We start from the raw sequence: 9,918 nt of genomic DNA on the forward strand, positions 1-9,918 counted from the left end.
AAAATTAGACTACAAATCACCGATTGAATATCGGAAATCTGCAATCTAATCAATGCTTTTTTGAATGTGTCCCACTAATTGGGGTCAGTTCCATTTTGCTAGTAAACTTTTTTTATTTTATTCAGCAACTGAAAATTGGTATCTCGTCACATGAGTTCCCCAGGTCATCGCTTCAATCAGGGGTGCTTCAAAGTTTTCTTCATTTAAAGAATTAGGAAAATATTGCGTTTCCAAACAGAAAGCAGCTCTTTTTTGATAGGCTACCTGATTTTTGCCAACTAAACCATCTAAAAAGTTCCCTGTATATAATTGTACGCCAGGTAAATCAGTAGCAACTTCCATTGCGATACCACTTTGATCGCCTACTGCCTTTGCAAAATATGCAAATTGATCTTTTCCTTTATTCAAAACAAAGTTGTGATCATAGCCACCAGTCATTTGTAGCTGTTCAAAATCAGCATCAATTTCTGCGCCAATGGTTTTAGCTGTTAAGAAATTCATCGGCGTTTCAGCAACATTGGCTAATTTGCCAGTTGGAATTGAGTTTGAATCAATAACAGGCGTATAATAATTAGCATTCATTTGTAATTGATGATTCAAAATCGTTCCTTGGTCATGTCCATTTAAATTGAAATAGCTATGATTCGTCATATTAAAGACGGTTTTTTTATCAGATAAACCGTCATAAGTAATCGTCACGCCACCATCTTCCACCACATAAGCTACCGACATCCGCATATTTCCTGGGAATCCTTGGTCGCCATCTAAACTATCTAAAGCAAAAACCAGTTTATTTTCTTCGGCATTAATCATTTCCCATAAACGCAGTTGCAAAGTATTTGGGCCACTATGAAGATTATTTATACCCTCATTAGCAGGCATTTGATATTCAATATCATCAATTTTAAAGCAAGCATTTGCTGTCCGATTCGCATTCCGGCCAACATTCGCACCAAAATTCGGTGCATTTTTCTCTAAATAATCGTTTAAAGTATCAAAACCTAAAACCACATCTCGCCAAACACCGTTTTTATCCGGCACTTCTAATTTCACAATTAATCCACCTAAATCACTAGCAGTTAATTTTAATGTATCTGTTTCAATCGTATATAAATGAACCTCTTGGTCATTCGCTAATTTTCCAAATAATTCTTTTTTCAAAAAAAACGTCCCTTTCTTAAACGGTAATGTAACCGTTTGTTTATAGTTTATTATCTATTTACTTATTGAAGAATGCAATGGCAGATTGCACAAAAAAGCGGTAGAATCTTGCTGGAATTGCAGCAATCAGTATTTACACTAGCTAAAAAACTTCTGCGAAAATTTCACAGAAGTTTTTAGTTCTTAAAAGCTTTATTTCAGACGACGCAAATTAATTTCTCGCACTTTATTCAAATCCACTTTCGCTTGGCGATTGACATCTAACAGACCGTTGATTTCTTGCTCCACATCAGTTAGTTGTGTATAGCAATAACCAACACTGTAAGGCAACTTTTGAATCGCTTTGTGAATACTGTCAAAACGTTTCATGAAAACTTCTTCATTTTGAACTTGATTACCATAGCCCCAGCCACTTTCGCTAGAGAAAGCAATTCCGCCAAACTCAGAAATAATAATTGGTTGCCCACGATAAGCATAACCTTCTGCCAAGGCATAAAAATCATTATTAAATTGCTGTTGATTATTCATCAAACTATCTTTATCTTGATAACGAGTAGCGAAGACTTCTCCAAGTTCTTCGTAATCATGCAAAGTAATAATATCAGAAATGGTATGCACCCAGCCATCATTAGTAATCACTGGACGTTGAGTATCAAAAGCTTTCGTCAAATGGTAAATGCTTTCTGTAAAATGCTGCTGCTGACGATTGCGATCGATATCCTTAATTCCCCAAGATTCGTTAAACGGCACCCAAGTAATAATTGACGGATGATTATAATTTTGCTCAACGATTTTTAACCATTCTTCCGTAAAATTCGTAATTGCTAAGTCATTGAAATTGTAAGTTGCTGCCATTTCAGACCAAACTAGCAACCCTTTGCTATCACATAAATATAAGAAACGTTCATCTTCTATTTTTTGATGCTTCCGCACGCCGTTATAGCCCATTTCCAAAATTCGGTCAACATCAACTTCTAAATCCTTTACAGAAGGCGGTGTAATCCCAGATTCTTGCCAATAGCCTTGGTCCAAAATCAAACGTTGATACAATTGGCGATTATTTAATAAAATTTGCCCTTGCTCAATCGCAATCTTTCGCATACCAAAATAACTGTATACTTCATCAATTAATTGATTTTCAGCATCGTACAAACGACAAGTCAAATCATATAACCGAGGTGTTTCTGGCGACCAAACTTTCGTCCCCCAACAAGCATCTTCAGTTATTCGTGTATCCAAAACAATCGGTGTCATCTCATGCGTTAACGACCCTTGATAGCTTCTGACAAACTGTCCTTCATATGAAATTTCAAAAGCTATCTCATAAGGTTTTGTCTCTAAGCGTACAGCATTGTCTTGCAAAACAGGCTCAATAATAATTTGATCATTATCCAAATCTGGTGTCAATTTTACTCGCCTCAACCTTTGTGAAGCAGCTTCTTCTAACCAAACGCTTTTCCAAATACCGGTTGTTTGAACATACCAACAACCAAAATTATCTTTTAACCAGCGCTGTTTTCCGCGTGGTTGTTCACAAGCCAGAGAATCTTCCACGCGAACAATAATTGTATTTTCTCCTGCTACTAAATAACTTTCTAAATCAAAAGAAAAACGTTCATATGCGCCTTGATGACTCCCGATACATTCACCGTTCAACCATACTTGACAACGATAGTCTACACCTTCAAAATTTAAAACCAAATTTTCAAGCTCATTGACTTCAAAGTTTTTCTGATACCAAACAACATAATGATGTTCAGAATCATGAATACCACTTAATTCTGTTTCATAAGTGAACGGCACTTGGATTAGTTGGCTGTTTTTCAATCCTTGATACCATTTATTTTTCAGCCCTTGGTTTTCATCATCAAAAGCAAATTGCCATTCTCCATCCAAAGAAATCCAGTTTTCACGAACAAACTGCGGGCGAGGATGATTTTTTCTTTCTATATTTTTCATAAACAATTCACCTACTTTTTCATTTATTATTTTTAATCTTTAGCTACAAAAATTCTTTCTGGATAAAATTGGTCATTAATTGCTTTAATTGCTTTAAAATCAGCTTTAGGCTGACGGTCATAGGTCACTAAACCGTTAATTTCTTGTTCCACATCAGTTAATTGAGTATAACAATAACCCCACAAAGCTGTAGAAGTATATAAAGCATCCATAATCCGACCGTATTCTTCAATGAACTCTTCCGCATTTTCAACCGAAGTGTAGCCCCAACCAGATTGAGCACCAATTTTATAACCAATTCCACCAAATTCTGTCAATAAGATTGGTTGTCCTTGATAATTAGCTCCTTTTGCAAAAATATCCCATTTGCCAGGTGGTAAGTTAATTAAATTATCGGCATCTGCCAATGTCTTTTTAAAATGTTGGTATTTTTTCACTTCTGATTTTGCGCCATGATTATAATTATGAATAGCGCAAATGTCAGTTTCTGTCATTTCCCAACCATCATTAGATATAACTAAGCGCGTTGTATCCAAAGCATGCAAGAAATGATAAATACTCTTAGCAAAGCTTTGCTGTTGATGATTTAAATGAATTCCTGGTACTCCCCAGCTTTCATTTAATGGTACCCAACTAACAATTGATGGATGATTGTAATCGCGATTAATAATTTCAATCCATTCTTCCGTCAAACGCGCAGCAGCAGTTGGTGTATACACCGGTGCAGAAGCACATTCTCCCCAAACAAGAAAACCTAATTGATCGGCCCAATATAAAAAGCGTGGATCTTCCACTTTTTGATGCTTACGACAACCATTAAAGCCCATCGCTTTTGCAATTTTAATATCTTCTACAAAAGCTTCATCTGTCGGTGCCGTCAATAAGCCATCTGGCCAATAACCTTGATCTAAAACTAATTTTTGATAATAAGGGTAGTTATTCAAGAAAGTCATTCCATTTTCTGTATGGATTTTTCTCATACCAAAATAACTCGTTACCTCATCTAAAACGATTTGTTCATCAACTAAAACGATTTTCACATCAAATAAGTTAGGATGTTCAGGCGTCCAAGTCCAACCATTATCATGAAAATTCGTACGGAAAATTTTATTAGTAAACAGCGCAACTTCACGATTAATTTCTGTTTCTAAAATTTTTATTTCGTCCTCGCACAACAATGTTTCTTTAAAAGAAATTTGATAGCGAATTTTTTTACCTAAAGCCACTTCAGGCACATTAATTGCCATATGAACAGCGCCTTCATCAAATTTAGGTGTCAGACGAAGATTTTCAAAGTGACATGGCTCCACTTCCTCTAACCAAACAGTTTGCCAAATCCCGGTTGTATTGGTATACCAAATCCCTCTTGATTCTTCTTCCCAAAATTGTTTTCCTCTAGGAATCGTTTCATCTTTCGCAGGATCCCAAACGCGTAATGTCAAAGTTTGTAAACCTTCTGCCTTCAATAAATGACTGACTTCAAAACTAAAAGAAGTATGTCCTCCTTGATGTCGGCCAACATATTGTTGATTCAAATAAACATCTGCTTGATAATCAACTGCACCAAAATGCAAATAGTATTCTTTTTCTTCTTTACAAACCAATTCAAACTCTCGTTGGTACCAAACAACATCATGGATATTTCGTTCATTAATACCACTTAATTTTGATTGATAAGCAAACGGTACTTGAATTTTTTTATCGAAAACAGCAGGTGTTTGATACCAATGCTCTGCCACGCCTCTATCTTGATCGTCATAAGTAAAGTCCCATTCACCATTCAAATTAAGCCACTTATCTCGAACGAACTGCGGACGTGGATATTCATTACGTAAACTCATTTTTTTACTCCTTTTAATAAATATTAATTTTCAGCTGAATTACTCAGCTGTTTAAAGTTAACTTTGTTGATAGCTCAAACGAATGGATTTATTTTTTGCTAACATCAGCACAGCTGTCGCCATAGCTAAAACCAAACTGGGTATATCCATGACAAAGTATGATAAAATTCCTTCTGCAATAAACCACCCACCCATTTTTTTCATTACTTGATTGTCTTTTATATAATTTTTAGCTATTACTAAATTAATAATCCCTAATCCCAATAGCAATGTGCCAAAGCTACAAATTAAAGTAAAAGTTTTATCAATTCCACCAGCACCGGCGCCTCCGTTAAAAATGCCATGTTGGTAAAAACCATAATAAATAATTGTTAATAAGCCATCAATAATTTGCCAAATCCCCATAACGGTGACTAATTTGCGTTCCCCTGCTCTTTTCATAATCAATTATCCTTTCACGCCAGCTGATAATGACATTGATTCTAAGAAATATCTTTGCGCAAACAAATATAAAATGAATGTTGGAATAATCGCAATTAAAGCCCCAGCCATTAATAAAGTAGGTTGTGCTTGATACATCCCCTGCAATAACTGCAATCCAGAAGTAATTGGCATTTTCTCAACATCATTAAATACAATAGATGGCCACAAAAAGTCATTCCATGAACCAGTAAAAGCAAATAGTGACACAACTAATAACACTGGTCGAATTAACGGTAAAATAATTTTAACAAAAATAGTTACTTCACCAGCACCATCAATTTGAGCTGCTTCATCAAAATCTTTAGGAATATTATCCATAAACTGACGCACTAAGAAAATATTAAAAACGCCAGCTGCTCCAGGAATAATCATCGCTAAAGGTGTGTTTACCCAACCTAAAAGATCCACAATTTTATATAAAGGAATTAAATTCACAACGCTAGGAAACATCATCGTTGCTAACAGAAAAGAAAATAAAGCATTTTTTCCTTTAAATTCTAAGCGACTATAAGCATAGGCAGATAATGAAACAACGAATAAAACTAATAACGTATGACTGACAGAAATGAACAATGAGTTCATAAACCAGCGCACCAATGGCGTACTTGTTGTGTCACCTAGCAATGCTTGATAATTTGTCAACACCCATTCAATTGGTAAAAAACGAAAACCAGCGGTCATCAATTCCATTTCAGATTTAAAGGAAGTTAGAACGCCATACAACAACGGTACAAGCCAAATTGCTGCCATAACAATTAAAAATACATAAGCTACAATTTTTGAAATTAAATTTCTCTTCATTCTTGCTTCCTCCTAATCTTTATTTCTCAAGAATTTAAATTGAATCGCTGAAATAACCATAATACAGCAGCCTAGAATTACCGCCATTGCCGCTGCCATCCCAGCTATTGATTGACCAGAACCGAAAGCATTTTGTTGAATATACATCAACAACACTCGCGTTGAATTATTAGGACCACCGGCCGTTAACATCAGCGGTTGTCCATAAACGTTAAACTGAGAGATTGTCGTCATAACAACGGTATATAAAATTTGCCCTCTAATTGCTGGTAAAGTAATTTTGAAAAACTTTTGTGTTGCAGTTGCACCATCAATGTCAGCCGCCTCATAAAAATCTTTTGAAATACCATTCAAGGCGGCTTGATAAATTACCATATTGCCACCAATGGTCCACCAAACAGTCACTACAACTAAAGCAACCCAAGCATATGGCTGCGTACCTGTCCATGGAATATCGGTATTCAACAAGTTGTTAATTGGTCCATAATTCACATTAAAAATTAGCGTCCAAATAATTGCTACTGCGGAAATAGCAAATAATGATGGCATATAGAAAATTGATTGAAAAATTTTCCCTAATTTGGGTTTGGTGTTTAAAGCCGCTGCTAATAACAACGGAACAATAATACAAGCTGGAACAGAAAAAAGGACAAATTTAAAAGTATTTACTAAGCCAATTCTTAATTGCTCGTAAAAAGTTGAGTCCTTATCAAAAAATAATTCTTTATAATTAGCTAGACCAACAAAATTAGGGCTAGAAAACAAATCCCAATCAGTGAAAGAAACATAAATACCAAAAATCACTGGAATTAGGAAAAAAATCAAGAAAATAATTAAATGTGGTGCCAAAAATAACCACGGTTTAAAATTCAATTGACGATTACGCTTTTGAACTTTTGCTGAAGCAAGCATGTTCAGTTTCCTCCTTTATAACGAAAACCTCTCTCTATGAGAAGAAATCATTTTTTTACTTTGTAGCAAACATTTTTTTGCAACAAAGTCACTATTTACAGCAACACTTTGATAGTTTATTTATAAGAAGAGAATAAAAGTATTGCCTTTTCCCTTAGCATTAACTTGCTAACAGGTTTATCGTCAATACTTTTACTTCTCTGATAAATCAGGTATTAAATCATAAATTAGTTTGAGTTATCTTTAGCAACTTTATCTGATACTTCTTTTTGCATACCAGATGTAAAATCTTCAACAGATGTTTTACCAAAAATAGTATCAAATCCATGAGCATCTAAGTATTCAGCAACATATCCGTTATATTTGTAGTCAAAAATATTTAAAGTTGCTTGTTCTTCAGGTGTGTTAATAAAGATAGATTGTGGCATTTCCAAATATTCTTCATTGTTCAAAATATCTAACGTTGCAGGATTTTGTCCAGCTTTAGCCCACTCTAGAGAGTTGGTACGTAGCCATTCAATAAAATCTAAAATCCCTTGTGTTTTTTCTTCAGAACGATCGTCATTTTTAAACATCACAAATTGATGAGAAGAAGCCCAGTTAACAGTTTTTGAAAGGTCATCTGTTAATTGTGGTGCATTAGTTAATCCCCATTCAAATTCAGCATCTTTAATGTTATTTTGAATCCAAATACCTTCAGGGAAGAATATTAATTTACCAGCTAAAAATAGTTGTGTTGGATCTTCTCCATCTTTAGTTGTAACGCCAGCTTCATACATTTTAGTCCATTCGCTAATGGCAGCAGCAGATGCTTCTGTATCTAACGTAGGGGTCACACCATCTTCCGTTAATTCGCCACCTTCTTGTTTCAACAATCCTAAAAAGTTAGGTTTTGCCCAAGAAACAGCGATTCCACGAACATCATCAGCTTTGGCTTTTTCACCAGCAGCCATAATTTCATCAATTGTTAAAATTTCATCATCCAGCGCATCAGGAGCATATTTTTCTAATAGTTCTACGTTATAAAAAGTACCCCAGTTATGAATATCTAACGGTAAACTATAACGTTCGCCATCAATTTCTCCTAAATTCCAAGCTTCTGCAACATAATTATCAGCATTAAGTTCAGGATGATCTCCTAACAAATCATCATAAGTATTTAGCATCTCATTATCTTTATATTGTTTGATTCGCTCTGCATGAACAATATTCAAATCAGGAATATTTTTACCCGAGTTAACTACTGTCGGAATTTTAGCATACATATCCGTATCTTTAAGTGATACATTTTTAATCTTATATTCTGGATTTGTTGCATTATACTCATCAATCATTTTTTTCAAATTGGAATTGTCTGCACCTGTAAACGGGTTCCAAAAAGTAATTTCTTTTGCATCACTCTTACCACTACCAGATGACGAACTACCTCCACAACCAGTAAATATTGCCAAACTCATTCCAGCGACCAATGTGATTCCTACAAGCTTTTTGATTTTCATAGATTTCTCCTCCGTTTTTACCAAAAGGTTAAACACACACTTTAAATTTATTATTTACGGTTTTAACTTTTCGGTTTTAATTAAAATGAATATTTGTCTCGCCAATAAAATACCATCTAAAGAAAACGCTGTCAATGCTTCTAAAGCAACAATTAGAAAAAAACAACTTTACAGTTAACACACAAAAGATATATAATAGTATTACGGGATATTAATTTAACCAACGGGTTAAAAATGGAGATGATAAGAAATGGAATTAGACTTGAGCAAACCTTCTTTACCTGTTTATGAAGCTTTAGCTAGCGAAACTAGATTAAAAATGCTGACTTTTATCGGTAATCAAAAACGTAGCGCTGGAGAAATCGCCGAGCATCTTGGTATTAGTAACGCAATCACTACTAGGCACATCCAAAAAATGGAGGACGCTGGATTACTTAAATCTGAACGAGGAGTCGGTGCCAACAAAAATCGGAAAATGGTTTATTTGAAAATTGATGATATCCATGTAAATTTCCCTGAAAAAGTTTATCATGCATATCAAATGCATTCCATCGATCTCAAATTAGGACATTTTATAGATTTTTCAGTCATTCCAACTTGTGGATTAGCTACCTCAACTGAAGTCGTTGGAAAATCTGATGATCCAAAATATTTTATGGATAGTGCGCGAGTAGACGCTTCACTGTTATGGTTTAGCGAGGGTTTTGTAGAATATAAAGTGCCCAATTTATTGCAAGAAAGCCAAACACCAGAATTATTGGAAATTAGCTTTGAAGTTGCTTCTGAGTTTCCTTTATCAAATAATATTTGGCCTAGTGATATTTCAATTTTTATTAACGACATTAAGGTTGCTGTTTACACCGTGCCAGGAAATTTTTCAGATACACGCGGTCGCTATACACCTGATTGGTGGAACGATCAATTTAGTCAATATGGCTTATTGAAACATATCCGTGTTAATAAGATTGATACTGGTATCGACGGAGAAGCCTATTCTGAAATTACCATTGATGACTTGAACTTACAGGATAGACCCTTTATAACACTACGTTTCGAAGTAGAAGAAGATGCTAAAAACAAAGGTGGTATTACTTTATTTGGCAAAGGCTTCGGAAACCACAACCAAAATATCTTAGTAAATACTTACTATTTAGAAAAATGAAAAACGGAACTGACCCCAATTAGTGGGACACATTCAAAAAAGCATTGATTAGATTGCAGATTTCCGATATTCAATCGGTGATTTGTAGTCTAATTTTTGT

8 protein-coding genes are annotated in these 9,918 nt (G+C 34.8%); 1 reads left to right on the plus strand and 7 read right to left on the minus strand.

Annotated features, from left to right (window positions below):
- Positions 1–117: 117 nt before the first annotated feature.
- From M2139_RS13645 to M2139_RS13675, 7 genes are all read right to left on the minus strand, one after another.
- Positions 118–1,161: an aldose epimerase family protein gene (locus tag M2139_RS13645; protein WP_280739405.1), complete on the minus strand. Its 1,044-nt coding sequence runs from the start codon at positions 1,159–1,161 to the stop codon at positions 118–120.
- Between the two features lie 192 nt (positions 1,162–1,353).
- Positions 1,354–3,120 (minus strand): sugar-binding domain-containing protein, encoded by a 1,767-nt coding sequence (locus M2139_RS13650; RefSeq protein WP_280739404.1) that lies wholly within the window; start codon positions 3,118–3,120, stop codon positions 1,354–1,356.
- 32 nt (positions 3,121–3,152) lie between these two features.
- Complete coding sequence (locus M2139_RS13655; RefSeq protein WP_280739403.1) at positions 3,153–4,961, minus strand: sugar-binding domain-containing protein; 1,809 nt, start codon at positions 4,959–4,961, stop codon at positions 3,153–3,155.
- A 57-nt stretch (positions 4,962–5,018) separates the two neighbouring features.
- Positions 5,019–5,402, minus strand: a complete 384-nt coding sequence (locus tag M2139_RS13660) for a hypothetical protein (RefSeq protein ID WP_280739402.1) — start codon at positions 5,400–5,402, stop codon at positions 5,019–5,021.
- 6 nt (positions 5,403–5,408) lie between these two features.
- Positions 5,409–6,245 carry a carbohydrate ABC transporter permease gene (locus M2139_RS13665; RefSeq protein ID WP_280739401.1) on the minus strand — a complete coding sequence of 279 codons (837 nt, stop codon included), beginning with the start codon at positions 6,243–6,245 and terminating at the stop codon, positions 5,409–5,411.
- Positions 6,246–6,257: 12 nt separating this feature from the next.
- Positions 6,258–7,157, minus strand: a complete 900-nt coding sequence (locus M2139_RS13670) for a sugar ABC transporter permease (RefSeq protein ID WP_280739400.1) — start codon at positions 7,155–7,157, stop codon at positions 6,258–6,260.
- Positions 7,158–7,384: 227 nt separating this feature from the next.
- A complete protein-coding gene (locus M2139_RS13675; RefSeq protein ID WP_280739399.1) occupies positions 7,385–8,656 on the minus strand; it encodes an extracellular solute-binding protein in 1,272 nt (423 codons plus the stop codon).
- Positions 8,657–8,906: 250 nt separating this feature from the next.
- Between M2139_RS13675 and M2139_RS13680 the strand changes: the two genes are divergently transcribed.
- Positions 8,907–9,818: a helix-turn-helix domain-containing protein gene (locus M2139_RS13680; protein WP_280739398.1), complete on the plus strand. Its 912-nt coding sequence runs from the start codon at positions 8,907–8,909 to the stop codon at positions 9,816–9,818.
- Positions 9,819–9,918 lie beyond the last annotated feature (100 nt).

It is taken from the genome of Enterococcus sp. PF1-24 (assembly GCF_029893325.1).
Lineage (GTDB): Bacteria > Bacillota > Bacilli > Lactobacillales > Enterococcaceae > HY326.